The 24,181-nt window shown below is 72.8% G+C and carries 23 protein-coding genes; 11 read left to right on the top strand and 12 right to left on the bottom strand.

Translation table 11 applies throughout. The features are described from left to right. Nucleotides 1-46 precede the first annotated feature (46 nt). Entirely contained in the window at nucleotides 47-226 is a 180-nt protein-coding gene (locus tag HEQ75_RS13240; protein WP_168031240.1) for a hypothetical protein, read from the bottom strand. A gap of 141 nt (nucleotides 227-367) precedes the next feature. Between HEQ75_RS13240 and HEQ75_RS13235 the strand changes: the two genes are divergently transcribed. Together HEQ75_RS13235 and HEQ75_RS28785 are read left to right on the top strand one after the other, a co-directional pair. After that, nucleotides 368-1,120: a response regulator gene (locus HEQ75_RS13235; protein WP_168031238.1), complete on the top strand. Its 753-nt coding sequence runs from the start codon at nucleotides 368-370 to the stop codon at nucleotides 1,118-1,120. Next, complete coding sequence (locus tag HEQ75_RS28785; protein ID WP_168031236.1) at nucleotides 1,092-2,657, top strand: sensor histidine kinase; 1,566 nt, start codon at nucleotides 1,092-1,094, stop codon at nucleotides 2,655-2,657. Before HEQ75_RS13235 ends, HEQ75_RS28785 begins: the two co-directional genes overlap by 29 nt. A 119-nt stretch (nucleotides 2,658-2,776) precedes the next feature. Here HEQ75_RS28785 and HEQ75_RS13225 read toward each other — a convergent pair whose 3' ends face one another. Beyond that, nucleotides 2,777-3,814 carry an alpha/beta hydrolase gene (locus HEQ75_RS13225; protein WP_168031234.1) on the bottom strand — a complete coding sequence of 346 codons (1,038 nt, stop codon included), beginning with the start codon at nucleotides 3,812-3,814 and terminating at the stop codon, nucleotides 2,777-2,779. Nucleotides 3,815-3,962: 148 nt separating this feature from the next. Here HEQ75_RS13225 and HEQ75_RS13220 point away from each other — a divergent pair, with 148 nt between their 5' ends. Genes HEQ75_RS13220 through HEQ75_RS13210 form a run of 3 tightly spaced genes read left to right on the top strand, consistent with a single transcriptional unit; the run spans nucleotide 3,963 to nucleotide 6,844 of the window. Continuing rightward, entirely contained in the window at nucleotides 3,963-5,372 is a 1,410-nt protein-coding gene (locus HEQ75_RS13220; protein WP_168031232.1) for an MATE family efflux transporter, read from the top strand. Nucleotides 5,373-5,397: 25 nt separating this feature from the next. Next, nucleotides 5,398-5,820 carry a hotdog fold thioesterase gene (locus tag HEQ75_RS13215; RefSeq protein WP_168031230.1) on the top strand — a complete coding sequence of 141 codons (423 nt, stop codon included), beginning with the start codon at nucleotides 5,398-5,400 and terminating at the stop codon, nucleotides 5,818-5,820. A 22-nt stretch (nucleotides 5,821-5,842) separates the two neighbouring features. Further along, nucleotides 5,843-6,844, top strand: a complete 1,002-nt coding sequence (locus tag HEQ75_RS13210) for an asparaginase (RefSeq protein WP_168031219.1) — start codon at nucleotides 5,843-5,845, stop codon at nucleotides 6,842-6,844. Nucleotides 6,845-6,886: 42 nt separating this feature from the next. Here HEQ75_RS13210 and HEQ75_RS13205 read toward each other — a convergent pair whose 3' ends face one another. Beyond that, nucleotides 6,887-7,750: an EipB family protein gene (locus HEQ75_RS13205; protein ID WP_235961580.1), complete on the bottom strand. Its 864-nt coding sequence runs from the start codon at nucleotides 7,748-7,750 to the stop codon at nucleotides 6,887-6,889. Nucleotides 7,751-7,780: 30 nt separating this feature from the next. Continuing rightward, entirely contained in the window at nucleotides 7,781-9,598 is a 1,818-nt protein-coding gene (gene aspS, locus HEQ75_RS13200) for an aspartate--tRNA ligase (RefSeq protein WP_168031217.1), read from the bottom strand. Between the two features lie 106 nt (nucleotides 9,599-9,704). Between aspS and rnd the strand changes: the two genes are divergently transcribed. Continuing rightward, complete coding sequence (gene rnd / locus HEQ75_RS13195; RefSeq protein ID WP_168031215.1) at nucleotides 9,705-10,886, top strand: ribonuclease D; 1,182 nt, start codon at nucleotides 9,705-9,707, stop codon at nucleotides 10,884-10,886. Nucleotides 10,887-10,990: 104 nt separating this feature from the next. Further along, nucleotides 10,991-11,557, top strand: coding sequence for a lipid-binding SYLF domain-containing protein (locus tag HEQ75_RS13190; protein WP_168031213.1), 567 nt, complete (start codon nucleotides 10,991-10,993; stop codon nucleotides 11,555-11,557). 228 nt (nucleotides 11,558-11,785) lie between these two features. On the opposite strand, the gene HEQ75_RS13185 is transcribed toward HEQ75_RS13190, so the two are convergent. The 6 genes from HEQ75_RS13185 to HEQ75_RS28260 form a co-directional block, all read right to left on the bottom strand. Beyond that, nucleotides 11,786-13,285 (bottom strand): Ppx/GppA family phosphatase, encoded by a 1,500-nt coding sequence (locus HEQ75_RS13185; RefSeq protein WP_168031211.1) that lies wholly within the window; start codon nucleotides 13,283-13,285, stop codon nucleotides 11,786-11,788. 30 nt (nucleotides 13,286-13,315) lie between these two features. After that, nucleotides 13,316-15,550, bottom strand: coding sequence for an RNA degradosome polyphosphate kinase (locus tag HEQ75_RS13180; protein ID WP_168031209.1), 2,235 nt, complete (start codon nucleotides 15,548-15,550; stop codon nucleotides 13,316-13,318). Between the two features lie 9 nt (nucleotides 15,551-15,559). Further along, a complete protein-coding gene (locus HEQ75_RS13175) occupies nucleotides 15,560-16,297 on the bottom strand; it encodes an HdaA/DnaA family protein (RefSeq protein ID WP_168031207.1) in 738 nt (245 codons plus the stop codon). A gap of 129 nt (nucleotides 16,298-16,426) precedes the next feature. Next, entirely contained in the window at nucleotides 16,427-17,623 is a 1,197-nt protein-coding gene (locus HEQ75_RS13170) for an AI-2E family transporter (RefSeq protein WP_168031205.1), read from the bottom strand. Beyond that, nucleotides 17,620-18,213, bottom strand: coding sequence for a CDP-alcohol phosphatidyltransferase family protein (locus HEQ75_RS13165; RefSeq protein WP_235961576.1), 594 nt, complete (start codon nucleotides 18,211-18,213; stop codon nucleotides 17,620-17,622). Before HEQ75_RS13165 ends, HEQ75_RS13170 begins: the two co-directional genes overlap by 4 nt. After that, on the bottom strand, nucleotides 18,197-18,892 hold the full coding sequence (locus HEQ75_RS28260) for a hypothetical protein (RefSeq protein WP_235961574.1): 696 nt from the start codon (nucleotides 18,890-18,892) through the stop codon (nucleotides 18,197-18,199). The genes HEQ75_RS13165 and HEQ75_RS28260 overlap by 17 nt, the downstream gene beginning before the upstream one ends. A gap of 126 nt (nucleotides 18,893-19,018) precedes the next feature. On the opposite strand from HEQ75_RS28260, the gene purM reads away from it, so the two are divergent. The 3 genes from purM to HEQ75_RS13150 are packed head-to-tail and all read left to right on the top strand — an operon-like array spanning nucleotide 19,019 to nucleotide 20,936. Next, nucleotides 19,019-20,080 (top strand): phosphoribosylformylglycinamidine cyclo-ligase, encoded by a 1,062-nt coding sequence (gene purM / locus HEQ75_RS13160; protein ID WP_168031200.1) that lies wholly within the window; start codon nucleotides 19,019-19,021, stop codon nucleotides 20,078-20,080. Beyond that, nucleotides 20,077-20,754 (top strand): phosphoribosylglycinamide formyltransferase, encoded by a 678-nt coding sequence (gene purN, locus HEQ75_RS13155; protein ID WP_168031198.1) that lies wholly within the window; start codon nucleotides 20,077-20,079, stop codon nucleotides 20,752-20,754. The genes purM and purN overlap by 4 nt, the downstream gene beginning before the upstream one ends. Before the next feature lie 23 nt (nucleotides 20,755-20,777). Continuing rightward, on the top strand, nucleotides 20,778-20,936 hold the full coding sequence (locus HEQ75_RS13150; protein WP_168031196.1) for an aa3-type cytochrome c oxidase subunit IV: 159 nt from the start codon (nucleotides 20,778-20,780) through the stop codon (nucleotides 20,934-20,936). A gap of 90 nt (nucleotides 20,937-21,026) precedes the next feature. Here HEQ75_RS13150 and ndk read toward each other — a convergent pair whose 3' ends face one another. Together ndk and HEQ75_RS13140 are read right to left on the bottom strand one after the other, a co-directional pair. Further along, nucleotides 21,027-21,449 carry a nucleoside-diphosphate kinase gene (gene ndk, locus HEQ75_RS13145; RefSeq protein WP_168031194.1) on the bottom strand — a complete coding sequence of 141 codons (423 nt, stop codon included), beginning with the start codon at nucleotides 21,447-21,449 and terminating at the stop codon, nucleotides 21,027-21,029. A 91-nt stretch (nucleotides 21,450-21,540) separates the two neighbouring features. Continuing rightward, entirely contained in the window at nucleotides 21,541-22,026 is a 486-nt protein-coding gene (locus HEQ75_RS13140; RefSeq protein ID WP_168031192.1) for a nucleoside deaminase, read from the bottom strand. Between the two features lie 94 nt (nucleotides 22,027-22,120). Here HEQ75_RS13140 and HEQ75_RS13135 point away from each other — a divergent pair, with 94 nt between their 5' ends. Next, nucleotides 22,121-23,998: an ABC-F family ATP-binding cassette domain-containing protein gene (locus HEQ75_RS13135; protein ID WP_168031190.1), complete on the top strand. Its 1,878-nt coding sequence runs from the start codon at nucleotides 22,121-22,123 to the stop codon at nucleotides 23,996-23,998. Nucleotides 23,999-24,181: the final 183 nt, after the last annotated feature.

Here is a 24,181-nt window from a genome sequence, read left to right as displayed (position 1 = left end):
CCGGCTGCCGCCGTTGGAGGGAGTGAGGCGCCGCCGCGCCCTTTCGTCAACCTCTCCCCGGCCCGGCGGGGTCGCGCAGCGGCGGGAATCCCAGCGCCACGGGGTTCAGCCAGGTGGCGGGGGCCGGGGCGGGCGCGGCCGCCTGGGCCGGGTCCGGCGCCAGCCAGAGGCGGCACAGCCGCAGCCACAGGCTGGCTTCGGGGGGCCGGGGGGCGGGGCGGGGCATGGCGGGTTCCTCGGCAGCGCCCCCCGCTTTTGCCGCGGCCGGGTTTCGCGCCGGTTTCGCGCCGGATGCGCCGCGTTGTGCTTCATTTCATCACCGGTCGTCGCCATGCTGGTTCTGCAACAGCCGCGAGTCGCACCGCCCATGGCGGACCAACCCGCCATCATCGTCTGCGATGACGAGACCGATCTGCGCGAAGCGGTCGCCGAATACCTGACGCGCCGCGGCTTCGACGTGCGCCAGGCCGGCGACGGCGCCGAGTTGCGCCGCCTGCTGGCGGAGCGGATGGCCGACCTCGTGGTGCTGGACATCGCCCTGCCGGCCGAGGACGGCCTTTCGCTCGCCCGCGCCCTGCGGGCCGAATCCGACATCGGCATCGTCATGCTGTCCGCCGCCGGGGATGTGGTGGACCGCGTGGTGGGGCTGGAGGTTGGCGCGGATGACTACATCGCCAAGCCGGTGGATCTGCGCGAGTTGCTGGCCCGGCTGCGCGCCGTGCTGCGCCGGCGCGAAGCCACCGCCGCCGCGCTGGGCGCGGCCCCGGCCGCGCCGCCGGCCGCCGCCCCCACGGCCGCGCCCGGCCGGCGCATCCGCATGGGCGGCACCTGGCTCGACCTCGATGCCCGCCGCCTGACCGGCGCGGATGGGCGGGAGATTCCGCTGGGTCCCTCGGAATTCGCCCTGCTGCGCGCCTTCGCCGAGCGCCCCGGCCGTGTGCTGACGCGGGAGGCGCTGCTGGAACTGGCGCATCCGCGGGGCGAGGAGCATTTCGACCGCTCCATCGACGTGCGGATCGCCCGCATCCGTCGCAAGGTGGAGGCAGTGCCGGACCGCCCCGCGGTCATCCGCACCGTCCGCGGCTCCGGCTATGTCTTCGATCCCGCCGCCGAGGGCTGACGCCGGCTCGGCCGAGGCCGACCTGGCGCTGCTGCGCGGCGTGCTGGACGCGGCGCCGACGCGCGTCTGCGTCGTCTCCCGCGATCGCCGCTACCTCTATGTGAACCGGGACTTCGCCGACTTCGCCGGCCGCCCGGCCGAGACCATCCTGGGCCTGACGACGCGGGAGCTGGTGGGGGAAGCGGTGGCGGCGCAGCTCGACCCGCATGCCGACCGTGCCCTGGCGGGCGAGGTGGTGACGATCGAGGGCTGGATCGACTACCGCCGCAACGGCCGCCGCTTCATCGCCTGGACCTTCACCCCCTTCGCCGGCCCCCTGGGCGCCGCCCTGGCAGAAGCCGGCCGGGGGCCGGAGCAGCCGCATGGGGCCTTCATCCTGTTCATGCGCGATCTGACGGAATCGAAGCAGCGGGAGGAGGAGGCGGCGGCCAATCGCGACCGGCTGCGCGCCATCCTGGAAGGCGTCGCGGACGGGGTGAACATCGTCGGCGCCGATGCCAGGCTGGTGCTGGCCAATGCCGGATTCCTGCGGATGTACGACTTCCCGCCCGAGCTTGGCCGCCCCGGCACGCCGCTGGCCGATTTCGTCCGCAACCGCCTGCACCGCGCCGACCTGCGCCCGGACGAGGACCCCGCCGCGGCGGAGGAAGCGCTGGTGCAGGCCCGGGTCGCCGCGATCATGGCCCGCCCGCCGGGGCGGTGGGAGGAAGCGCGGCCGGATGGCAGGGTGATCGAGGGCCGCACCGAACGGCTGCCCGACGGCACGCTGGTGAACACCTACAGCGACCTGACCCTGCGGCGGGAGGCGGAGCGCGCCCGCCGCGCCAGCCGCGACGCGCTGCGGCGCCACGAGCGGCTTTCCGCCATCGCCTCGCTGCTCGGCGGCGTGGCGCATGAGATCAACAACCCGCTCGCCGTCGTCGCCGCGCAATCCCTGCTGCTGGCCGAGGAGGCGGAGGGCACGCCGATGGCCGCAAGGGCGGAGAAGGTGCGGCTGGCGGCGGAACGCTGTGGCCGCATCGTCGCCAGCCTGCTCGCCTCCGCCCGGCAGAAGCCGCCGAAGCGGGACCGGGTGGACATGGCCGATGCCGTGGAGGCGGGGCTGGACCTGGTGGCGGAGGTGGCGCAGGCGGCCGGCATCCTGGTGACGACCGAGATCGCCCCCGGCCTGCCGCCGATCCGCGGCGATGCCGACCAGCTGGCGCATCTGGTGGGCAATCTGGTGGGCAATGCCCGCGCCGCGCTGGCCGGCCAGGCCCGGGATGCGCCGCCGGCGATCCGGGTGCGGCTGCAGGAGGTGGCGAAGGGGCTGGAATTGCGGGTGGAGGATAACGGCCCCGGCGTGCCGCCGGCCCTGCGGGAACGCATCTTCGACCCCTTCTTCACCACCCGCCAGGATGGGGGGGGCACCGGGATCGGCCTCGCGCTGTGCCGGACCATCGCCAAGGCGCATGGCGGCAGCATCGCGGTGGAAGCGGCGCCCGGCGGCGGCGCAGCCTTCGTCGTGCGACTGCCAGTGGCGGGACCGGGTCGGTAGCCACAGCCTGGGCCAGGGGCCTCGGCTTTGGGGTTGTCTTCAAGGCGCCCTGAAAGCCGCGCCCATGGGGGCTCGCGGGCTGGCTGCGGCCAACCCGCGTCGCCCCCACCCCGCCCCGGTCAGCCCGCCGCTTCCTCCAGGAACACCTGCACCGCCTGGAACAGGGCGCCGCGGTTGCGCTCCATCCACATGTTGTGGGTGCCTTCCGCCAGCACCACCATGCGCTTGCCCGGTGACTGGGACAGCGCCTCGAACACCGCGAAGCCCAGCGCGGGCGGCGTCGTGCGGTCCCATTCGCCCAGCACCACCAGCGAAGGCGCCGTCACCTGCGCCGGCGCCCACCAGGGCTTGCCGGCATTCCAGAACTCCCGCCCATCCGCCACCGGCCCGTTCGGCACCCGGAGCTGGGAGGGCGAGCTGCGGATCCCCACCGGGTCCAGCGCCCAGGTCACGCCGGCGAAATGCTCGAACCAGCCGGGCGGGATCAGCCCGGCGCGCTTGCCCTCCGGCGCCTGGCTGAGGATGGAGTCGCGCACCGCGCGCTGCACCAGCGGCCGCCAGGCGCCCAGCGGACCGCCGCCGGGGTCGGTGCGGCTCGGCCCCTCGCGCAGCCAGGGCGGCGCGTACAGCACCAGGCGTTCCACCTGGCCCGGCTGTTCTGCGGCGAAGCGGCCGACCAGCTTGGTGCCCCAGCTATGGCCCAGCAGCACCAGCTTCTCGAGGCTTCGCTGCTGGCGGATGAAGGCCACCGCCGCCGCCAGGTCCACCATCGCCTCCGCCCCGCGGGCCACCGGCGGGTTCTGGTCGGCGGGCTGGGACAGGGCCGGCGGGCGGGTGGCGCGGCCGAAGCCGCGGATGTCCAGCGTCCAGACATCGAAGCCGCGGCCGGCGATGTAGTCCATCCAGGACAGGCCGGCGAAGGGCAGGTCGAAGGTGGTGCTCGCGCCGAAGCCGGCGCCATGCACCATCAGCAGGGTGCGGGAGGGGCCCGTCGTCGCGCCTTCCGGCCGCTTGTTGCGCAGGAAGACCTCCACCCCCTCCGCGCTCGGCACCGAGAACTCCTCGGTCACGATGGCGGCCTGGGCCCGCGCCGGCGCCGGCAGCGCCGCCGTGGCGGCGACCAGCGCGGGGGCGGCGAGGAGATGGCGTCGCAGCATGGGCGGAACTCCGGAGCTTCCGGCGGAAGATAGCGGCGCCAGGGGCGCGGCCCAAGGGTCTCCTTGCCTCCCGCCCTTGTGAGGGCGGAACAGCCGCGCCGGATGGTCATGCGACGGCGCCGCCGATCCGCGCTAAGGCCTGCCCGCCATGGGAACCGCCGCCACCGGAAGAATCACGCTGCGCGCCGAATGGGGGCCGGAAATCCGGACCACGCTGGCGCTCGCCTGGCCGCTGGTGCTGACCAATCTCAGCCAGTTCGCGCTGTCCCTGACCGATGCCCTGTTCCTCGGCCGCGTCTCGACCGAGGCGCTGGCGGCGGCGACGCTGGGCGGCAACCTGTTCTTCGCCACCCTGGCCCCGGCCTTCGGTCTGGCGCTGGCGGCGGGGCCGATGTGCGCGCAGACCCGCGGCCGCGGGCGCGGGCACCTGCGCGGCATGCGGCGGGACGTGCGGGCGGCCTTCTGGGCGGTGGCGGCGGCCACCGTGCCGATCTGGCTGCTGCTGTGGCACACCCAGGCGTTGCTCGGCCTGCTGGGGCAGGAGCCGGCGCTGGCGGCGCTGGCCGGCCAGTATGTGCGGGCGCTGATGTGGGGGATGCCGCTGTTCTGCGGCTTCGTGGTGCTGCGCGGCTTCCTGGCCGCCGAACAGCGGCCGCTTTCCGCCCTGGTGGTGTCGTTTGCCGGCGTCGCGCTGAACGTGCCGCTGAACTACTGGCTGATCCATGGCGGGCTGGGCGTGCCGGCGCTGGGCGCGGTGGGCGCCGGCATCGCCTCCTCGCTCTGCAACCTGGCGATGTTCGCAGGGCTGGTGGGGGTGATCGCGCGGGACCGGCATCTGCGCCGCTACCATCTGTTCGGCCGGCTCTGGCGCTACGATCTGGCCCGGCTGCGGGAGGTGGCGCAGATCGGCCTGCCGATCGCCGGCTCCATGGCGCTGGAGATCGCCGTGTTCGCCTTCGCCGCCATCGCCATGGGCTGGTTCGGCGCCATCGCCGTGGCGGCGCACGCCATCGCGGTGCAGATCGCCTCCGCCACCTTCATGGTGCCCATGGGCATCGCCCAGGCGGCCACGGCGCGCGTCGGGCTGATGACCGGGGCAGGCCGGGTGACCGCGGCGGCACGGGCCGGGTGGATCGGCATCGCGCTCGGCGCCGGCTTCATGGCTGCCTCCGCCGGCGCGCTGGTGCTGCTCTCCGGCTCCCTCGCCTGGCTGTTCCTGGCGCCCGGCAATGCGGGGGCGGCGGAGACGGCGGCGCTGGCCGCGACCATGCTGGTCGTGGCCGGCCTGTTCCAGCTGGCGGATGGCGTGCAGGCGGTGGCGTCCGGCGCGCTGCGCGGGCTGAAGGACACCACGGTGCCGATGCTCCTGGCCGGCTTCGGCTACTGGGTCATCGGGTTGCCGCTGGGCCTGGCGCTGGCGCTGCCAGGCGGGTTCGGCCCCATCGGCCTCTGGGTCGGGCTGGCCACCGGGCTGTTCCTGGTGGCGGGTCTGATGCTGGCGCGCTGGGTGCGGCTTTCGGCCAGCGGCGGGTTGACGCTGCGCCGCCGCCTGGGATGATCCTCACGGCAGGAAGGGGTCGGGCATGGGGCTGTGGAAGCGCGACTGGACGCCGGCGCAGATCAACGCCCGCATGGCGGACAACATGGCCGGGCTGCTCGGCATCGCGGTGACGGAGATCGGCGCGGAGGCGCTGCACGCGACCATGCCGGTGGATGCCCGCCACGCCCAGCCCTTCGGCCTGCTGCATGGCGGCGCCAGCGTGGTGCTGAGCGAGACGCTGGGCACGCTGGCCTGCATCATGACCCTGCCGGAACACCAGCGCGCCGTGGGCATTGAGGTGAACGCCAACCACATGGCGGGCGTGAAGCAGGGCCAGTCGGTCACCGCCATCTGCCGCCCGCTGCACACCGGCGCCCGTACCCATGTCTGGCAGACCGAGATCCGCCGCGCCGATGGCAAGCTCGCCTGCGTCTCCCGCCTCACCTGCGCGGTGGTGGACGCCTGATTTCCGGGAAGAAGATCCGACCATGACCAAGCCGAAAGTCGCGGTGATCGGCACCGGCGGCACCATCGCCTCCCAGGGGCTCCACCCGCTGGACACGCAGGACTACGCCTCCTCCGGCCGTCCGATCCTGACGGCGGACGAGCTGGTGGCCGGGGTGCCGGATCTGGCGCGGGTGGCGGAGGTGATCGCGGTGCCCTTCACCGCCATCCCCTCCACCGCCATCGGCTGGGCGGAATGGCGCGCCCTGGTGGCGAAGATCGTCGAGCTGGAGGCGCAGCACCCCGACCTGGCCGGGGTGGTGGTGACGCATGGCACGGCGACGCTGGAGGAAACCGCCTACCTGCTGTCGCTGACCCTGCCCACCGACCTGCCCGTGGTGGTCACCGGCGCGCAGCGGCCCTTCACCGGCCTGTCCAGCGACGCGGCGATGAACCTGGTGGCGGCGGTGCGCGTGGCGGGCGACCCGGCTTCCCGCGGGCTGGGCGTGCTGGTGGTGCTGAATGACGAGGTGCATGCGGCGCGGGAGGTGACGAAGACCTCCACCGGGCGGCTGCAGACCTTCCGCAGCCCGGATGTCGGCGTGCTGGGGCATGTGGATGCCGACCGCATCAGCCATTGGCGCCGCCCGACGCGCCTGCTGCCGGTGGCAGGCCGCTTCGACATCCTGGGGCAGGAGCGCGCGCCGCGAGTCGACGTGGTCTATTCCGTGGCGGGGGGCGATGGCGTCGCGGTGCATGCCTTCCTGGCCGCCGGCGCGGCCGGGCTGGTGGCGGCCGGCCTGGCCCCGGGCTTCGTCACCCCGGCGGAGCGCACGGCGATGGCGGAGGCGATCGTGCATGGCTGCGCCGTGGTGCTGTCCTCCCGCGCCGGATCCGGCCGCACCTTCCCGACCCGCCGCTATGGCGAGGAAGGCTTCATCAATGCCGACAACCTGAACCCGCAGAAGGCGCGCATCCTGCTGATGCTGGCGCTGACCCGCACCCGGGACCGGGCGGAGATTGCCGGGTTGTTCCGCACCGCCTGAAGCGGGGGCCTCAGCGCCCGTGCCCGCCAGAAGGCCGGGGGCTCAGCAGCCCCCGGGCAGCGGCGTCAGTTCCAGGGCCTGGCCGGTGACGGAGAAGTCGCCGAAATCCATCACGATCTCATCCGCCACGCCATTGTCGAAATAGCGCAGCCCCACCTCGTATTCCGGCTGCGAGGCGCCGCCGGAGGCCGCTGCGCCGCGCTCGAAGAAGGCGATGCGCATCTGGCCGGCGGCCTGGCCGTCCAGCAACGGGAAGCGCGGATTGGGGGCCCCGGCGGTCCAGGCCGTCACCACCGTGGTGGTGTCCTGCGCGCCCTCATCCGTCGTGCCGTCGAACAGCGGCGCCGCCAGGATGCGGCGGCCGGCGCGGGCGGCTTCCACCGCCAGCACGGTGTGGCGCATCGGCAGCAGCGTGCCGGGGGGCAGCGTCTCCTCCTGCCCCGCCGGTTCGGAGAAGCGGACCGTGCCGGACCCATCCGGCTGCAGCGACGCCTCGCCCGAGACGCGCTGGCTGACGGCGCCCTGGGTGGATTGGGTCAGGGAGAAGCGGAGGCTGGAATTGTCCTTCGCCTCATAGGTCGCATAGTCGGAGACGGTCTCGATCTCCTGCCCCTCGCGGTCCGTCACCGTCATGGTCATGCGCTGGCGGGTGGCCCAGCCCTCGCAGGCATCGGCGATGTCGAACACCATGGCGCCGCGCACCGCGCCGATGCCCGAATTCCGCGCCTCGCCCAGGTCCAGCCGATAGGCCGCGCGGTGCGACGCCATGCGGGCGATGCCGGCCGAAAGCGCCGCCTCCGGCAGGCCGGCGCGCGGCCCCGCGGTCACCGGCTCCGCCGCCGCGGCCGGCAGCGCGAACAGGGCGAAGGCGGCGGCAAACTGGATCAGGCGACGGTTCGGCTGCATGAAGGCTCCGGTCCCAGGGATCAGACCCATCTAGGAAGCCTTGGCGCCACCTGCACCACCTTTCGGCGGCGGCAGGTCCAGCTTGATCGAAAGTTCCTTGAGCCGCGCCGCGTCCACCGGCGCCGGCGCCCCCATCATCAGGTCTTCCGCCTGCTGATTCATGGGAAACAAAATGACTTCACGAATATTCGGCTCATCGGCAAGCAGCATGACGATGCGGTCGATGCCGGGGGCGGAGCCGCCATGGGGCGGGGCGCCGTAGCGGAAGGCGTTCAGCATGCCGCCGAAGCGCGCTTCCACCACATCGGCGCCGTAGCCCGCGATCTCGAAGGCGCGGAGCATGATGTCCGGGCGGTGGTTGCGGATGGCGCCGGAAGAAAGCTCGATGCCGTTGCAGACGATGTCGTACTGGTAGGCCTTGATCTGCAGCGGATCCATGGTGTTCAGCGCCTCCAGCTCCCCCTGCGGCATGGAGAAGGGGTTGTGGCTGAAGTCGATCTGGCCGGTATCCTCGTTCAATTCATACATGGGGAAGTCGGTGACCCAGCAGAACCGGTAGGAATCCTTCTCGATCAGGCCGAGTTCATGGCCGAGCCGCGTGCGGGCCTGGCCGGCCAGCTTGGCGGCGGCGTCCACCTTGTCGGCGGCGAAGAACACGGCGTCGCCGTCCGCCAGGCTGCAGGCGGCCTTGATCGCGGCCACGCGCTCCGGCTGCAGGTTCTTGGCGATCGGGCCGCCGGCCTCCCCGTTGGCGAAGGTGATGTAGCCCAGGCCGCCGGCGCCCTGTTCGCGGGCCCATTCGTTCATCTTGTCGAAGAAGCTGCGCGGGTTGCCGGCGGCACCCGGCGCCGGGATGGCGCGGACCACCGCGCCCTTGTCCACCGCGCGCGCGAACAGCCCGAAGCCGCCGCCGGCGAAATGCTCGGTCACGTCCGCGATGCGGATCGGGTTGCGCAGATCCGGCTTGTCGGAGCCGAATTCCAGCATGGACTGGTCATAGGGGATGCGCGGGAAGGGCGCCGGGGTGACCGACCGCCTGGTGCCGGAGAAATCGGCGAATTCCTCGAAGACGCCGGCCAGGACCGGCTCGATGGCGGCGAAGACATCTTCCTGGGTGACGAAGCTCATCTCGAAGTCGAGCTGGTAAAATTCGCCGGGCGAGCGGTCGGCGCGGGAGGCTTCGTCGCGGAAGCAGGGGGCGATCTGGAAATAGCGGTCGAAGCCGGCCACCATCGCCAGCTGCTTGAACTGCTGCGGCGCCTGCGGCAGGGCGTAGAACTTGCCGGGATGGTTGCGCGCCGGCACCAGGAAGTCCCGCGCGCCTTCCGGGCTGCTGGCCGTCAGGATCGGGGTCTGGAACTCGGTGAATCCCTGGTCGATCATGCGGCGGCGGATGCTGGCGATGACCGCGCTGCGCAGCATCAGGTTGCGGTGCTGGCGTTCGCGCCGCAGGTCGATGAAGCGGTAGCGCAGGCGCAGATCCTCGGGGAATTCCTGCTCCCCGGCCACCTGGATGGGCAGCACCTCGGCGGCGGATTGCACGGTGACGGCCTGCACCCGCAGCTCGATCGCGCCGGTCGGCAGCTTCGGGTTGATGGTCGCCCCTTCGCGCGGCACCACCTCCCCGGTCACGGTCACCACCGATTCGGGGCGGGCGCCGTCCAGTGTCGCGAAACTCGGCGAACCCTGGGCGACAACGCATTGCGTCAGCCCGTGATGGTCGCGCAGATCGACGAAAAGCAGCCCGCCATGGTCGCGCTTGCGGTGCACCCAGCCCGAGAGGCGAACGGTCTTGCCGGCGTCGGCGGCGCGGAGCGCGCCGCAATGGTGGGTGCGGTAGGCGTGCATGATATAGGGCCTGCGGGGGTTCTGAGAGGGGTCAAACCGCCCGAGCCGGCGCCCGATGTCAAGGCCGCGCCTTTCGCCAAATCCCGCCGGGCGCTACAGACGGGGCATGAGCCGCCGCAACGCGGGCGCCGAAGCGGTGCCCTACCTGATCACCGACACCGAGGCCCTGGCCGCGCTGTGCACGCGGCTGCGCGCGGAGCGCTTCGTCACCGTCGATACGGAGTTCATGCGGGAGCGCACCTACTGGCCGGAGCTGTGCGTGGTGCAGCTGGCCGGGGAGCGCGAGGTGGCGGTGGTGGACGCGCTCGCCCCGGGGATCGAGCTGGACTCGCTGGGCGAATTGCTGGCCGACACCGCGGTGATGAAGGTGTTCCACGCCGCCCGGCAGGATGTGGAAATCTTCCTGCTGCGCTTCGGCGCGGTGCCGACGCCGATCTACGACACGCAGATTGCCGCGACGGTTGCCGGCTTCGGCGATCAGGTGAGCTACGACCAGCTGGCGCGGTCGCTGGCCAATGCGCAGATCGACAAGGCGCACCGCTTCAGCGACTGGGCGGCGCGGCCGCTGTCCCCGGCGCAGATCGCCTATGCGGCGGCGGATGTGACGCATCTGCGCCGCATCTACACCGCGCTGACCGGGAAGCTGGAACGCGAAGGCCGCGGCGCCTGGGTGGCGGAGGAGATGGCGGCGCTGGCCGAGCCCGCGACCTATCGCCAGGACCCCGAGACCGCCTGGGAACGGTTGCGCCCGCGCACCAGCAACCGCCGCTTCCTCAGCCTGCTGCGCGCCGCCGCGGCGTGGCGGGAGCGCGAGGCGCAGCGGGTGAACATCCCCCGCCAGCGGCTGGTGAAGGACGAGACGCTGCTGGAGATTGCCGCCACCGCGCCGGACAGCATCACCGAGCTGGCGCGCGCCCGCGGCATCAGCGAGGGCTTCGCCAAGGGCAAGTCCGGCGTCTCCCTCCTCGCGGCCATCGAGGCGGCGAAGGCACTGCCGGAGGAGGCGCTGCCGGACGCGCCGAAGGAGCGTGCGAACGGCGCCAACCCCTCCCCCGCCCTGGTGGCGCTGCTGAAGGTGCTGCTGGCGGCGAAGAGCGAGGAACACCAGGTGGCGCCCCGCCTGCTGGCCAATGCCGAGGAGTTGGAGCGGCTGGCGGCCGGGGAGACGGAACTGGCCGCGCTGCAGGGCTGGCGGCGGGAGGTGTTCGGCGCCGCGGCGCTGGATCTGCGCGCCGGGCGCGTGGCGCTGGGCGTCGATGGGCGGCGGGTGCGGCTGATCCAGGCCTGAACGCGCCCAGGGCAAGGCGGCGGCGTGAAAGCCGCGTGGCAGTCTGCAACCGCGGTGGCGACGCCGCGTTCCGGCCGCATCCACCGATGCGGAGACACCAGACCATGCCGATCGATCGCCGGACCCTCGCCCGCCACGCCGCCCTGGCCATGACCGGGGGCAGCCTGCTGTCCACCCTGCCCGTCGTCGCCCATGCCGCGACGCGGGCCGAGATCGCCGCCAATGTGGAGTCCGCGCTGGGGCTGCTGCGCAGCCAGCCGGGCCTGGCGCCGCTGTTCGACAACGCCAAGGCCATGCTGATCTTCCCCCGCATCGTCAGCGGCGGGCTGATCGTCGGCGGGCAGTATGGCGAGGGCATCCTGTTCCGCGGCAATGAACGCCAGGGGTTCTACCAGATCGCCGGCGCGTCCTTCGGCCTGCTGGCCGGGGCGCAGGTGGCGGGGCTGGCGATGTTCTTCATGACGGACGAGGCGCTGCGCGCGCTGCAGGCCGCCAATGGCTGGGAGATCGGCACCGGGCCTTCCGTGGTGGCGCTGGACCGCGGCCTGCAGGCGAATGTGACGAGCACGACGCTGCGCGAGCCGGTCTATGCGGTGACCTTCGGGCAGCAGGGGCTGATGGCGTCGCTGTCCATCAACGGGACGAAGATCACGCCGATCAACCCGGTCTGAGATGCCGCCCCGCCCCGCGGCGCCCTGTGCGGCGCGGGGCCATTTCCGATATCGATCGAGCCCGAACCCGGCCGGGCGGCGCCACAGCGCCGTCCGGTGGGAAGAGGGTCAGGCAACCAGAGTGGGCTGAGGCGGCATGGGGTTCTGGGGCGCGACATTCCCTGGGCCGGCAGCGTCGCCACCCTCCCCCAACCCTCTCCCCCCGCTGGGGGGAGAGGGCTTTTGGCCTCAGACCGCCGCCACCTCCACACTCGCCACCAGCCCCAGCGCGGCCGCCAGCACGTCGAGCCGCCGCTGCACGCTTTCGCCGGCGAAGACGCCGCTGCCTTCCACCAGGCGCAGCACCAGCTCCTCCCCCCGCCGGTGCAGCGCGGTGCCGGCCAGCAGGATGGGGGTGCCGCCCGAGAGGGTGAAGGCCAGGCGCAGCGCGGCGCCGAGTGCCTCCGCCCGCTTCACCGCCGTGGCGTCCAGCAGGGATCGCGCCGTGGCCAGGCAGGGGGCGAGCGGCTCGGCCTCGTAGCGCAGCGCCACCACCAGGGCCAGGAAGGCGCGCTGGTGGTGGTCCAGCCCCACGCCGGGCTGGCGCAGAACCCGGAAAAAGGCCTGTTCGGCGCGGTAGTCCGGGTGGTCGTGGCTGCCGATATCGGCGATCCAGCAGCACGCCTCCCGCAGCGCCGCCTGGTCCGGGGGCTCGGCCTCGAACAGCGGGGCGGTCCAGGCCTGCAGGGCCGTGGGCAGGTCCGGGTCGCGGCCCCAGCGCAGCGCCAGGTCGCGGCCGGCTTCCAGCATCGGGTCGGCGCGGCGCACCGCTTCCGGCAGCAGGCGGGCATACCAGCCCTCCCGCAGCCCGTTGGCGGAAAACACCACGCGGCGGGCGCCGGTGGCGCGCAGCAGGCGGCGCAGCACCACGGCGGCAAAGGGCATGTCCCCCAGCCGCTTGGCCGGGGCGCCGGGCATGCGTTCCAGCATCCGCCGTTCGGATTTCGCCACGACCCCGGCGAGGTCCCGCGCCTCCTCCCGCCGCAGCACGTAGTGGTGGACGATGGAGAGCGGGTAGTCGGTCTGGGCGATGTGCATCCGCGCCAGGGCCCGCCAGGCGCCGCCCACCAGGTAGAGGTCCCGCCCCTCGCCGCGCTTCAGCCAGGGCACGCGGGCCAGGTCCGCCTCGACGATGGCGCGGGCGCGCGCCGGGTCGCCGCCGGCGCGGTCGGCCAGGCGGATGGCGCCGATGGGCAGCGAGGCGGCGGCCCCGGCGCGGCCGCGGTCCAGTTCCACCACCTCCAGCGAGCCGCCGCCGAGGTCGCCCAGGATGCCGTCGGCGTCCGGGAAGCCCAGCAGCACGCCATCGGCGGAGAGGTTGGCCTCCTCCTCCCCCGTCAGCACGCGCACCGGCATGTCCGGGTGGCGGTCCCGCAGGGCGGCGATGAAGTCCGGGCCGTTCTCCGCATCCCGCGCCGCGGCGGTGGCCACCACCTCCACCGTCTCCGCCCCCATGGCGCGGGCGACGGCGGCGTAGCGGCCCATCACGGTGAGCGCCGGGCCGATCGCGGCCTCGTTCAGCAGGCCGGTGTTCTGCAGGCCGCGACCGAGGCCGAGCACCGCCTTCTCATTGAAGATGGTCAGCGGGTTGCGGGACAGGCCCTCGAACACCACCAGCCGGACGGAGTTGGAGCCGAGGTCGACCACCGCCAGGCGCGGCGGCGGCTCGGTGATGCGGGTGCGGGGCATGGAGGAAAGGGGGAGGTCCAAAACGGGGGGCTAGTCCTGCAACACGCGGTCCTGCCGGCGCCGGGCAGGGCCCGCCTGCCGCTGCAGCGCACTGCCGCGGCCGGAGAGCGAGGGGTTGGTCATGAAGTACTCATGCGCCGAGACCGGCTTCGTGGCGCCTGATTTGCCACCGGTCGCGTGGCGGCGATAGGTGCCATCGGGCTTCAGGTGCCAGCTTTGCAGCGTGTCCTGCAGGTTCACCGCCATCACCTGGTCCAGGATCTGGGTGTGCACGGTGGGATTCTCGATCGGCACCATCGTCTCCACCCGCCAGTCCATGTTGCGCGCCATCAGGTCGGCGCTGCTGATGAAGACGCGGGCGCGGCGGGATGGCAGGCGGTGGCCGTTGCCGAAGACATAGACGCGGCTGTGCTCCAGGAAGCGGCCGACGATGGACTTCACCCGGATGTGCTCGGACAGGCCGGGGATGCCGGGGCGCAGGCAGCAGATGCCGCGCACCACGCATTCCACCCGCACCCCGGCCTGGCTGGCGCGATAGAGCGCGTCGATGATCTGCTCATCCACCAGGGAGTTCATCTTGAGCCAGATGCCGGCCGGTTTGCCTTCCTGCGCGAAGGCGATCTCGCGCTCGATCAGGCCGAGCAGGGCGGGGCGGATGGTGAGCGGGGCGAAGGCCAGGCCTTCCATCGTCTCCGGCCGGGCATAGCCGGTCATGTAGTTGAACAGCTTGGCGGCATCGCGGGTCAGCGCCGGATCGGCGGTGAAGAAGGAGAGGTCGGTGTAGATGCGGGCCGTGATCGGGTGGTAGTTGCCGGTGCCGAAATGCGCGTAGCTGCGCAGGATGTCGCGTTCGCGACGGACCACCAGGGATACCTTGGCGTGGGTCTTCAGCTCGACGAAGCCGAACACCACCTGCACGCCAGCGGCCTCCAGCTCCCGCGCCAAGGCGATGTTCCGTTCCTCGTCGAAGCGGGCCTTGATCTCGACGATGCCGGTGACGGATTTTCCGGCCTCCGCCGCCTCGATCAGGGCGCGGGCGATCGGGCTGTCGCGGGAGGTGCGGTACAGCGTCTGCTTGATGGCGACCACGTTCGGGTCGCGCGCCGCCTGGCGCAGGAACTGCACCACCACGTCGAAGCTCTCATACGGGTGGTGGACGACGATGTCCTTGGCGGCGATGGCGGCGAAGCAGTCGCCGCCGAAATCCAGGATGCGTTCGGGGAAACGCGGCGTGTAGGGGGTGAACAGCAGGTCGGGCCGGTCATCCACGATCAGCTGGCGGATGTCGGCGATGCCGAGCAGCCCGTCCACCTTCACCACCCCGGCGCGGTCCGAATCCAGCTCCTCCGCCACCAGATCCACCATGTCCGCGGCCATGCGCACATCGACGGTCAGCAGGATGGCGCGGCCGCGGCGGCGGCGCTTCAATGCGGTCTCATAGGAGCGGACGAGGTCCTCCGCCTCCTCCTCGAACTCCACGTCGGTGTCGCGGATCAGGCGGAACAGGCCGTGTTCGGCGGCGATGAAGCCGGGGAACAGGCGGTGCAGGAACAGGACGATCAGGTCCTCCAGCATCACGAAGCGGATGCGGCCGCGCTGGTCTGGGTCTGCCGGCAGGCGGATGAAGCGCTCGATCTGGGGCGGCAGGGGCAGCAGGGCGCGCATGGTGCCGCCATCCTCCTCCCGCACCAGTTTCAGGACCATGCACAGCGCCAGGTTGGCGATGAAGGGGAAGGGGTGCGCCGGGTCCACCGCCAGCGGGGTGAGCACGGCGAAGACCCGGTCCATGAACCAGCCTTCCAGCCAGCTGCGGTCGGCTTCCGTCAGGTCCTTGATGTCGCACACCGTCACGCCGGCGCCGTCCAGCAGCCCGCGCAGCTCGTGCCAGGCGGCCTGCTGGCCCTCGATCAGCGCCTGCGCGGCGGTGTTCACGGCGGCGAGCTGCTGGCTCGGGGTCAGGCCATCGGGCGAGGCGGCGGTGATGCCGGCGCGTTCCTGGCCGATCAGGCCCGCCACGCGCACCGAATAGAACTCATCCAGGTTGGAGGCGGAGATCGCCACGAAGCGCAGCCGCTCCAGCAGCGGGTGGCGGCGGTTGGCGGCTTCCTCCAGCACGCGGGTGTTGAAGGCGAGCCAGGATAGTTCGCGGTTGATGAAGCGCGCCGGGCTGTCCGGCGCGATGGCGGGCGGGCGCGGTGGCTCCGGACGGGCGGGCTTCGGCACGGGCGGGGCGGGCGCTTCCTGGGGCGGGGGCAACGTTTCCATCCGCGCAGCCTAGCCCGGCGCGGGCCGGGTGGGGGAGGCGGTTTGCGGCGCCGTCGCCGAAGGATCATCCGCGCCGGGATCCTCCCGGACCTGCAGGGCCAGGACCTGGCGGGCGAAAGGCCGGGTGATGGCGCCGCCGCCGGCGAGCGAGGCGGCATCGAGCGCGGCCACCGCCGCGGCGATGGCCGCGGCCTCACGCGGCAGGCGGGCCAGCAGGAAGGCCTGCACCCCGGGCTCCACCCGCAACTGCCGGTCGGCGATGTGCTTGGCCAGCAGCGCCGCCAGCAGCGGCGCCTCCGGCCGGGCGATGGCCACCGCCTGGGTGGCGCGCAGGCGGCTGGCGAGGTCGGGCAGCGCCGTGGCCCAGCGGGCGGGCGGCGCGCGGGCGGCCAGCAGCAGCGGCGCGCCGCTGGCGGCGGCCTGGTTGATCAGGTGGAACAGCGCCACCTCCGGCGCCGCATCGGCGCGGTCCAGCGCGGTGCCGGCGGCTTCGGCCAGCGCCGCCTCCATCACCAGCCCCGGCCCCTGCAACAGGCGCCAGCCATGGCGCTTCGCGGTGGCGTGCAGCATGTGCGACTTGCCCACCCCCTCCGGCCCATGCAGCGCCAGGCGGCGCTGCGGCCAGTCGCCCGGCCTCTCCAGCCAGGCGAGCGCCGCGGCGTTGGAGGCATCCGGCACCAGATCCGCGGCATCCGCGGAGGGCAGCGGCGGCAGCGGCAGGGACAGCTGGACGGGGTGCGGCGACATGGCCGCCCCGGCATAGCGGAAGCCCGGCGGCAGCGCGAATGCCGGGACGCGACGGCGGGGCTGATCCGCCGGGCCTGCTCCCCCGGGCCGTCTCCGGCGGCCGGGTCCCGGCGGTTCGGCCCGCCCGGCTCAGCTGCCGCTCCCCGTCCGCGGCGGGTCCAGGTAGAGCGGGCTTTCCAGGTAGCGGCGCAGCCAGAAGCGGGCCAGCACGCCGATGGCGGCGGCCATCGGCACCGCCAGCAGCACGCCGAGGAAGCCGAAGGCGACGCCGCCGGCGAACAGGGCGAAGATCACCCACACCGCATGCAGCTCCACCCTGTCGCCCAGCAGGCGGGGGTAGATGACGTAGCCCTCCACCACCTGCCCCACCACGAAGACGGCAACCACCAGCCCGACCTCGTTCCAGGTGCCGAACTGCGCCATGGCCAGCACCACGGCGGTGACGAAGCCGGTCATGGAGCCGACATAGGGGATGAAGGAGAGCAGCCCGGCCATCAGCCCCACCGTCAGCCCCAGCTCCAGCCCCACCGCCGACAGCCCCGCGGCATAGAAGGCGGCCAGGATGGCGCAGCACAGCAGCTGGCCGCGCAGCCAGGCGGACAGCACGCGGTCCGTGTCATGTGCCAGTTGCCGCAGCACCTGGGCGGAACGCCGCGGCAGCCAGCTTTCGATCCGCGCCATCATCCGCTGCCAGTCGCGCAGCAGGTAGAAGCCGACGATCGGCGTCACCACCAGCAGCGCGAAGACATTGAACAGCGCCACGCCGCCGCCGATCAGCCGGGCCACGGCGGTGCCGAGGAAGGTGACCACCTGCCCCGCCTGGCCGATCACCAGGTCGCGCAGCTGGGCGTCCACCACCTCCGGCCCGAAGGCGTTCTGCGCGGCTTCCAGCGCCTGGCGCACCGCCTGGCCGATGCCGGTGACATAGGCCGGGGTGCGCACCACCAGCACGCCGATCTGCGCCACCAGCAGCGGGTACAGCAGCAGCATGGCGAGCAGCGCCAGCGCCGTCAGCCCCAGCACCAGCAGGAAGGCGGCCACCGCCCGCGGCACGCCCAGCCGCGCCAGGCGGGTGGTCGGCGGGTCCAGGAAATAGGCGATGCAGGCAGCCAGGACGAAGGGCGTCAGGATGGCGGAGAACAGCCAGATGCAGAACAGCAGCGTGGCCAGCCCGCCGGCCACCAGCGCCCAGCGCTCCCCGCGCGTCGCACGCCGGCCGGGCTGCACCGGCGGCGGCAGCGGCTGGATGGCGGGCGGGCGCGGCGGCGGCAGCGGGCCCTTCGGCGGCGGCACCGCGGGCGGCAGGGCGGGTGGCCGGCCGCTCATCGCCGCCGCGCCGCCTGCACGACATACAGCCCGCCGGAGGCGAGCGTGGTGGCGGTGACGACCGCGATGCCGGCCTGCAGCGCCCAGGCCGGGCCCAGCCCGTAGCCCGCCTGCAGCAGCGCGCCTGCCGCCAGCACGATCTGCGCCGCGGTGTTGAGCTTGGAGATGAACAGCGGCTGCAGGAAGGGCCGCAGCCCCAGCATGTACAGCACCAGCACCCCGCCGACGATCACCAGGTCGCGGAACACCACCAGGATGGCCAGCCAGTCCGGCAGCACGCCGAGCACGGCCAGCGTGATGTAGACGGACACCAGCAGCGCCTTGTCCGCCGCCGGGTCCATCAGCGCCCCGAGGGCGGAGCGGCTGTTGCGCACCCGCGCCAGCCAGCCATCCAGCCCGTCCGAGATGCCGGCGGCGACGAAGACCCAGAAGGCGAGGTCGAGCCGCGCCTGCAGCATCAGCCAGATCGCCCCCGGCACGGCGCAGAGCCGGGCGAAGGTGATGGCGTTGGGCAGGGTGAACAGGCCGGCATCGGGCGGCGTATCCCCGCCCCCGTCACCGGCCGGCTTCGGGTCAGCGCGCCCCGGCAAGGCTGAGGCGCCATCCTTCGCCAGGACGGGGCGTGCCGAAGCGCGGGTCGGGCGGGCCCGGCTGGGCAGGGCTGAGAGACAGGCCGCCGGCCGCCAGTTCCTGCGCCGCATCCGGCGCCGGGCTGCGCAGCGCCAGGCGCAGCCGGGCGCGGTCGCCGGCCACGGTCAGCACATCCACCCGCGCCACCGGCGCCGCAGAGCCCAGGCGGCGGGTGATCTCCACCCATTCGCCAAAGCTGCGGTAGCTGGCCATCGCGTCCACGGTGGTGACCGCCGGGCCGGTGGCGGCAGCCGGCGGGGCCGGCGCGCCAGGGGCCGCCGGCGCGGCATCGGGCGCGGCGGGCAGCCGGCCGCCGGCGGCGGCGACCCGCTGCGGGTTGAAGTTCACCGTGATGCGGGCGGTGTAGGCGCGGGCGGTGATCCGCTCCGACTCGATGACCAGGGAGCGCACCAGGGATTCGATCTGCGCGGCGGAGGCGTTGGGGTTGAGCCCGAGGGTCGCGGCCATGCGCTCATAGGCCAGGCGCTGCCCGGCGTTCAGCGCCTGCTCGCGCGCCAGCACCGCGCTCTCCGCCGTGGCTTCGGCCGGCACGCCGCGCTGCACCAGCGGATCCTCGCCGGTCTGCGCAAGGGCGGCGGCGGAGCAGGCCAGCATCAGCGCGAGCGCCAGGGCACGCATTGCCGCGAACCCGGCCGCGTGGTTGTTTCCGCGCCTCATCATGCCGCACATGGGGGCGGGCCGCAGGCTGACCGGCATCGCACCATCCTTTTCCATTCTCAGCCGAATACCCGATCGGGGGCCGCCATGACCAGCCTGACCTACCGTGACGCGGGGGTGGATATCGAAGCCGGCGATGCGCTGGTGGAGGCCATCAAGCCGCTGGCACGCCGCACCGACCGGACCGGAACGATGGGCGGGCTCGGCGGTTTCGGCGCGCTGTTCGACCTCAAGGCCGCGGGCTTCCGCGACCCCATCCTGGTCTCCTCCACCGATGGCGTCGGCACCAAGCTGAAGCTCGCCATCGATTCCGGCATCCACGGCTTCGTCGGCCAGGACCTGGTGGCGATGTGCGTGAACGACCTGGTGGTGCAGGGGGCGGAGCCGCTGTTCTTCCTGGACTACTTCGCCACCGGCAAGCTGGAGGTGGCGCAGGCCGCTTCCGTGGTGGGGGGCATCGCGGAAGGCTGCCGGATCGCCGGCTGCGCCCTGGTGGGTGGCGAGACGGCGGAGATGCCGGGGCTCTACAGGGGCGGCGACTACGACCTGGCCGGCTTCACCGTGGGCGCGGCGGAACGCGACGCGCTGCTGCCGCGACCGGATGTGGGCCCCGGCGACGTGCTGCTGGGGCTGGCCAGTTCCGGCGTGCACTCCAACGGCTTCTCCCTGGTGCGGCGCATCCTGGAAGGCACCAACCTGAGCCTGGCCGCGCCCGCGCCCTTCGCCCAGGGCCAGTCCGTGGCGGAGGCGCTGCTGGTACCGACGCGCATTTACGTCAAGCCGGTGCTGGCGCTGCACAAGGCGGGGCTGGTGAAGGCGGCGGCCCACATCACCGGCGGCGGCCTGCCCGGCAACCTGCCGCGCGTGCTGCCGGATGGCGTGGTGGCGGCGCTGGATGCCGGGGCCTGGACCCTGCCGCCGGTCTTCGCCTGGCTGGCGCGCCACGGCAACGTGGCGGCCGAGGAGATGCTGCGGGTGTTCAATTGCGGGCTCGGCATGGTGCTGGTGGTGGACCCGGCGCAGGCGGAGGCGGCGACGGCGATGCTGGAGGCGGATGGCGAGACGGTGTTCCGCATCGGCACGCTGGAAGCCGGCGAGGGCCGCGCCGCGGTGCGGGTCGACGGAATCGGCGCCGGCTGGCCGGGATGAAGCCGCGCACCGCCATCCTGATTTCCGGCCGCGGCAGCAACATGGCGGCGCTGCTGCACGCCGCCGCCGACCCGGCCTATCCGGCCGAGGTGGCGCTGGTGCTGTCGAATCGCGCCGATGCCGCGGGGCTGGCGGTGGCCCGGGCCGCCGGGGTGCCCACCGCCGTGGTGGAAAGCCGCGCCTTCAAGGGCGACCGGGCGGCGTTCGAGGCGGCGATGATGGCGGAGCTGGTGCGCCACGAGATCGGCCTGGTGGCGCTGGCCGGCTTCATGCGGGTGCTGACGGAAGGCTTCTGCGCGGCCTGGCGGGACCGGATGATCAACGTCCACCCTTCCCTGCTGCCGTCCTTCCGCGGGCTGGACACCCATGCGCGGGCGCTGGCGGCAGGCGTGCGGCTGCATGGCTGCACGGTGCACCTGGTGCGGCCGGGGGTGGATGAGGGGCCGATCCTGGCCCAGGCCGCCGTGCCGGTGCTGCCGGGTGACGATGCCGGCAGCCTCGCCGCGCGGGTGCTGGCGCAGGAACACCGCCTGTATCCCGCCGCGCTGGCCTGGCTGGCCGCCGGGCAGGTGGCGGTGGAGGGCGAGGTGGCGCGGATTGCGGCGCCGGCGGCGGCCGGCGCGCTGGCCAACCCCTTGCCGCTGGCCGCGCCGCTTTCTACAAGCGGCGACTGAGTTTGGATGCGGATGGAACAGCCATGGCCGAGCAGGCGCCGACCTACGAAATGGTGGAAGTGAAGGCCGAGGACATCATGGCGGAGCGCCAGGCGCTCTACGCCGGCTTCATGGGCGCCACGAAATGGGCGATCGGGGTGACCGCGGCGCTTCTGGCGCTGATGGCGATCTTCCTGGTCTGAGCACGGCGCGGGGGGCGCCCGGCCCCCTGCCCCGGCTTCATCCCGCCGCGGAAGGGGTTCGCCCCTCCGTGGCGGTCGGCCTTCGTCAGTTCAGCCGACGATCTCGGTGCCGGCGAAGAAGTAGGCGATCTCGATCGCGGCGTTCTCCGGGCTGTCGGAGCCGTGGACGCTGTTGGCCTCGATGCTCTCGGCGAACATCTTGCGCACGGTGCCTTCCGCGGCATTGGCCGGGTTGGTGGCGCCCATGACTTCGCGGTGCCTGGCCACGGCATTCTCGCCTTCCAGCACCTGCACGACGACCGGGCCGGAGATCATGAAGCTGACCAGGTCGTTGAAGAAGCCGCGCTCACGGTGCACGCCGTAGAAGGCCTCGGCCTGGGCGCGGGACATCTGGATGCGCTTCTGCGCGACGATGCGCAGGCCGGCATCCTCGAACACGGCGTTGATCTTGCCGGTCAGGTTGCGCCGCGTGGCGTCCGGCTTGAGGATGCTGAAGGTGCGCTCGATGGCCATGGGCATGATCCTTGGTTGATGGCGCGCCGGATAGGCGGGGATGGGCCGTGGCGCAAGGGTCGCGCCGGTTACGGCGCGGTGGCGCGCCGGTTCAGGGCCGTGCCGCCCAGGCCTCCAGCACCCCCACCGCTTCCGCCACCAGCGCGCGGCGCGCCTTCATCCGATGCGTGCCGATGGGCGCGGAGGTCTCCAGCCGCAGCGCCGCGCTGTCCACCCGCACGCGGCGCGCCGGCCCGACCCCGGCCAGCACGCGGGCGCTGTCGGCCATGGCCGCGGCATAGACCACCGAGTCCACCTTCGCGATCTGCATCGCGGCCACACACAGCGCGCAGGGCTCGCAGGAGGTGAAGACGGTGCAGCCGCTGAGGTCCAGCGTGCCAAGCCGGTTGCAGGCATCGCGCATCGCTTCCGTCTCGCCATGCGAGGTGGGGTCGAGCTTGCCGAGCGCCTGGTTGAACCCCTCCCCCACCACCGCGCCATCCTTCACCACCACGGCGCCGAAGGGCTGCGCGCCGGGGGTGGCGGCGGCCTGGGCCGAGAGCGCGATCGCGCGGCGCATGAAGGTTTCGTCGTCCATCGGGTTCTCCATGGGGGTCTCGCCTCCAGGCGTGAGCACCCGCACAGAGTGAGGCCCCTACGCCGCCGGGGAAAGCCCGGCTATGAAGCTCTCCATGACGGTCCTCCTCATCCGCGACCTCACCATCCGCTTCGGCGGGCGGGAGCTTCTCAACGGCGCCGAGCTGACGCTCGACACCGGCCACAAGCTTGGCCTGGTGGGGCGCAACGGCGCGGGCAAGTCCACCCTGCTCAAGGCGATCACCAGGGAACTGATCCCGGATGGCGGGGAGATCCGCCTGGCCGCCCGCGCCCGCATGGGCGTGGTCGCGCAGGAGGCGCCGGGCGGCGAGTCCAGCCTGCTGGAGGCGGTGCTGGAGGCGGATACGGAACGCGCCCAGCTGCTGGCGGCGCTGGAGCGCGACGACCAGGCGCATCGCGCGGCGGAGATCCATGAGCGGCTGATGGCGATCCAGGCCGATGCCGCGCCGGCCCGCGCGGCGACGGTCCTCGCCGGCCTCGGCTTCGATGCGGAGGCGCAGGCGCGGCCGCTATCCTCCTACTCCGGCGGCTGGCGGATGCGCGTGGCGCTGGCCCGGGCGCTGTTCCTGGAGCCGGACCTGCTGCTGCTGGACGAGCCGACCAACCACCTCGACCTGGAAGCCACGCTGTGGCTGGAGGGCTGGCTTTCCCGCTTCGCCGGCGCCGCCATCATCGTCAGCCATGATCGCGGGCTGCTGGACCGGGCGGTGGACGGCATCGCGCATCTCGATCGCGGCAAGATCCTGTACTACCCGGGCAATTACGAGCGCTTCGTCCGCGTGCGGACCGAACGCGCGGCGCAGGTGGAGGCGCAGCGCGGCAAGATCGCCGCCCAGCGCGCCCACATGCAGGCCTTCGTCGACCGCTTCCGCGCCAAGGCCAGCAAGGCGAAGCAGGCGCAGTCCCGCATCAAGGCGCTGGAGAAGCTGCCGGTGCTGGATGCGGTGATCGAGGATGCCTCCACCACCTTCGCCTTCCCGGAGCCGGAGGAGCTGGCGCCGCCCGTGCTGGCGCTGGAGCAGGTGGATGTGGGCTATGGCGGCGCGCCGATCCTCAGGGGCCTGGACCTGCGGATCGACCAGGACGACCGCATCGCGCTGCTCGGCGCCAATGGCAACGGCAAGTCGACCCTGGCCAAGCTGCTGGCCGGCCGGCTTGGTCCCTCTCGCGGCACGGTGAAGCGGGCGCCGCGGCTGCGCGTCGGCTTCTTCGCGCAGCACCAGTCGGAGGATCTGGACGCCTCCGGCACGCCGCTGACGCATATGCAGGCGGCGCTGCCCAATGCCACCGTCAGCCAGTGCCGCAGCCAGCTGGCGCGCTTCGGCCTGACGGTGGAACGCGCCGAGACGCGCATCGCCAATTGCTCGGGCGGCGAGAAGGCGCGGCTGCTGCTGGCGCTGTGCACGCGGGACGCGCCGCAATTGCTGATCCTGGACGAGCCGACCAACCACCTGGACATCGATGCGCGGGAGGCGCTGGTGCGCGCGCTGGCGGACTACCAGGGGGCCGTGCTGCTGATCACCCACGACCCGCATCTGGTGGAGCTGGTGGCGGACCGGCTTTGGCTGGTGGCGGATGGCCGGGTGCGCAGCTTCGACGGCGACATGGATGAATACCGCACCCTGCTGGCGGACCGCGCCCGCGCCCCGGGACGGGCGGCGGAAGCGGATGCCGGCGGCGGCAAGGGCCCGCCGGAACGCCGCCGCACCGCGGCATCCCGCGCCGCGCTGGCGCCGATGCGCACCCGGCTGAAGGAGATCGAGAAGCAGATCGAGAAGCTGGCGCTGGAGGCGAAGCTGATCGAGAAGCGGCTGGCCGATCCGGAGACCTACGCCAGGCGCAAGGCGGAGGACATCGCCTGGGCCACCACCCGCCAGGTGGTCATCGGCCGCCAGACCGCGGCGCTGGAGGAGGAATGGCTGCAACTGTCGGAGCAGTTGGACGCGGCATAGCCGTGCCAGGCGGCGGCGCCAGCGTTTCCTCGGCCAGCGTCCGGCGCAGGAAGGTCGGCCAGAGCGCGCGCGCGGTGCCCGGCTCCATGGTCGTCCTTTCGGATGCGGTCTGAACTTCGGCAGGCATGATCTTGACCTGAAGGGATTCCGGGGTGGGTGGGCTTCAACCGGAGGTACCCTGGA

It is taken from the genome of Falsiroseomonas selenitidurans (assembly GCF_012103215.1).
GTDB lineage: Bacteria > Pseudomonadota > Alphaproteobacteria > Acetobacterales > Acetobacteraceae > Falsiroseomonas > Falsiroseomonas selenitidurans.
The sequence above is the reverse complement of the archived record's forward strand: the minus strand, read 5'-3'. Positions and strand labels throughout refer to the sequence as shown.

Bases quoted from the DNA above. Each gene is read 5' to 3' on its own strand.
- HEQ75_RS13140 (WP_168031192.1), bottom strand. From the start codon at position 22,026: ATGGACGACGAAACCTTCATGCGCCGCGCGATCGCGCTCTCGGCCCAG.
- HEQ75_RS13205 (WP_235961580.1), bottom strand. From the start codon at position 7,750: ATGCAGCCGAACCGTCGCCTGATCCAGTTTGCCGCCGCCTTCGCCCTG.
- HEQ75_RS13175 (WP_168031207.1), bottom strand. From the start codon at position 16,297: ATGTCGCCGCACCCCGTCCAGCTGTCCCTGCCGCTGCCGCCGCTGCCC.
- rnd (WP_168031215.1), top strand. From the start codon at position 9,705: ATGAGCCGCCGCAACGCGGGCGCCGAAGCGGTGCCCTACCTGATCACC.
- ndk (WP_168031194.1), bottom strand. From the start codon at position 21,449: ATGGCCATCGAGCGCACCTTCAGCATCCTCAAGCCGGACGCCACGCGG.
- HEQ75_RS13180 (WP_168031209.1), bottom strand. From the start codon at position 15,550: ATGGAAACGTTGCCCCCGCCCCAGGAAGCGCCCGCCCCGCCCGTGCCG.
- HEQ75_RS13150 (WP_168031196.1), top strand. From the start codon at position 20,778: ATGGCCGAGCAGGCGCCGACCTACGAAATGGTGGAAGTGAAGGCCGAG.
- HEQ75_RS13225 (WP_168031234.1), bottom strand. From the start codon at position 3,814: ATGCTGCGACGCCATCTCCTCGCCGCCCCCGCGCTGGTCGCCGCCACG.
- HEQ75_RS13135 (WP_168031190.1), top strand. From the start codon at position 22,121: ATGACGGTCCTCCTCATCCGCGACCTCACCATCCGCTTCGGCGGGCGG.
- HEQ75_RS13210 (WP_168031219.1), top strand. From the start codon at position 5,843: ATGACCAAGCCGAAAGTCGCGGTGATCGGCACCGGCGGCACCATCGCC.
- HEQ75_RS13215 (WP_168031230.1), top strand. From the start codon at position 5,398: ATGGGGCTGTGGAAGCGCGACTGGACGCCGGCGCAGATCAACGCCCGC.
- HEQ75_RS13185 (WP_168031211.1), bottom strand. From the start codon at position 13,285: ATGCCCCGCACCCGCATCACCGAGCCGCCGCCGCGCCTGGCGGTGGTC.
- HEQ75_RS13170 (WP_168031205.1), bottom strand. From the start codon at position 17,623: ATGAGCGGCCGGCCACCCGCCCTGCCGCCCGCGGTGCCGCCGCCGAAG.
- HEQ75_RS28785 (WP_168031236.1), top strand. From the start codon at position 1,092: ATGTCTTCGATCCCGCCGCCGAGGGCTGACGCCGGCTCGGCCGAGGCC.
- HEQ75_RS13190 (WP_168031213.1), top strand. From the start codon at position 10,991: ATGCCGATCGATCGCCGGACCCTCGCCCGCCACGCCGCCCTGGCCATG.
- HEQ75_RS13235 (WP_168031238.1), top strand. From the start codon at position 368: ATGGCGGACCAACCCGCCATCATCGTCTGCGATGACGAGACCGATCTG.
- purM (WP_168031200.1), top strand. From the start codon at position 19,019: ATGACCAGCCTGACCTACCGTGACGCGGGGGTGGATATCGAAGCCGGC.
- HEQ75_RS13240 (WP_168031240.1), bottom strand. From the start codon at position 226: ATGCCCCGCCCCGCCCCCCGGCCCCCCGAAGCCAGCCTGTGGCTGCGG.
- HEQ75_RS28260 (WP_235961574.1), bottom strand. From the start codon at position 18,892: ATGCGTGCCCTGGCGCTCGCGCTGATGCTGGCCTGCTCCGCCGCCGCC.
- purN (WP_168031198.1), top strand. From the start codon at position 20,077: ATGAAGCCGCGCACCGCCATCCTGATTTCCGGCCGCGGCAGCAACATG.
- aspS (WP_168031217.1), bottom strand. From the start codon at position 9,598: ATGCACGCCTACCGCACCCACCATTGCGGCGCGCTCCGCGCCGCCGAC.
- HEQ75_RS13220 (WP_168031232.1), top strand. From the start codon at position 3,963: ATGGGAACCGCCGCCACCGGAAGAATCACGCTGCGCGCCGAATGGGGG.